Origin of the sequence: Gordonia rhizosphera NBRC 16068 (assembly GCF_000298195.1) — a bacterium.
In the GTDB taxonomy this organism is placed as follows: domain Bacteria; phylum Actinomycetota; class Actinomycetes; order Mycobacteriales; family Mycobacteriaceae; genus Gordonia; species Gordonia rhizosphera.
The window spans coordinates 1-1,571 of record NZ_BAHC01000093.1 but is presented as its reverse complement, the minus strand read 5'-3'; the positions used below and the strand labels follow the sequence as shown (position 1 = coordinate 1,571).

Sequence of the window (1,571 nt, the reverse complement as noted above, 5' to 3'; positions counted from 1 at the left end):
ATCACATCCCCCTTCGGGGTGAAGACGAAGATCTCCTGCACCGCCAGGTCGTAGCGGAGGGATTCGAGGAACTCGCCGGGGTCGGCCGCCTCCCGCTGCCAGTCGAGCAGTTGCCGCATCCACGCCATGTCGTCGATCTCGGCCGTGTCGGACTTGCGGGGGCCCTTCCCTTTCCCGCGGCTCTCCTTGTACCGCCAGTGCGCGGCGATCCCGAACTCGGCGGTCCGGTGCATGTCGTGGGTGCGGATCTGCACCTCGAGCGGTTTGCCCTCGGGGCCGATCACGGTGGTGTGCAGCGACTGGTAGACGCCGTAGCGCGGCTGGGCGATGTAGTCCTTGAACCGCCCGGCCATCGGCTGCCACAGCGAGTGCACCACGCCGACCGCGGCGTAGCAGTCCCGCACCTCGTCACAGAGGATCCGGATGCCGACGAGGTCGTGGATGTCGTCGAAGTCGCGGCCCTTGACGATCATCTTCTGGTAGATCGACCAGTAGTGCTTGGGACGCCCCTCGACGGTGGCGGTGATGCGTGCCGCACCCAGAGCGTTGTTGATGTCGGCGCGCACCCGGGCCAGGTAGGTGTCCCGCGACGGCGCCCTGTCGGCGACGAGACGCACGATCTCCTCGTAGCGTTTGGGGTGCAGGATGGCGAACGAAAGGTCCTCGAGTTCCCACTTCACCGTCGCCATCCCCAGGCGATGCGCAAGCGGCGCGATGACCTCCAGCGTCTCCCGCGCCTTGCGGGCCTGTTTCTCCGGCGGCAGGAATCGCATCGTGCGCATGTTGTGCAGCCGGTCGGCGACCTTGATGACCAGCACCCGCGGATCGCGCGCCATCGCGATGATCATCTTGCGGATGGTCTCGGCCTCCGCGGCGCTGCCCAGTGCGACCTTGTCCAGCTTGGTCACCCCGTCGACGAGATGGCCGACCTCGGAACCGAAATCCTTCTCCAACTCCTCGAGCGTGTACCCGGTGTCCTCGACCGTGTCGTGAAGCAGCGCCGCGACCAGGGTCGTGGTGTCCATACCCAGGTCGGCCAGGATCGTCGCCACCGCCAGCGGGTGGGTGATGTAGGGGTCACCAGACTTGCGCTTCTGCCCCTGATGCCGCTGATCGGCGACGTCATAGGCGTGCTCCAGCAACGCGACGTCGGCCTTGGGATAGATCTCGCGATGCAGCGTGACCAGCGGTTCCAATACCGGGCGCACCTGGCTGCGGGTGGTCGTCATCCGCCGTGCCAGCCGTGCCCGCACCCGCCGGGACGCCGACGATGACGGTGCCCCCACGGGTTCCGGCATCGGCAGCTGCGGTTCGGGCACACCGTTCGACGACACCCCGCCACGGTTCAGAGAAGAACTCGTCTCGACCTCGTCGGCCATCGTGACCTCCTCTCCGTGCGCGTGGACCGGGGCGCGACGTCGGGTCGACGTCGGTCACCGGCAACGCTCGATGAGGCGAGTCTAGTCCGACGGCCGACGGCGATGAGGCCGCGTCAGCCCGCGATGACCGCGTGCACGGGCAGATCGTCGCCGAGGCCGGCCGCGATCGTGGCACGCCCGCCAAGACCGGAG

The 1,571-nt window shown here is 67.8% G+C and carries 1 protein-coding gene; it reads right to left on the bottom strand.

Annotated elements, in window-relative coordinates; all coding sequences use genetic code 11:
- Nucleotides 1-1,379: RelA/SpoT family protein (locus GORHZ_RS11045; RefSeq protein ID WP_006332993.1), on the bottom strand; the 1,379-nt coding region annotated here is incomplete at its 3' end.
- Nucleotides 1,380-1,571 lie beyond the last annotated feature (192 nt).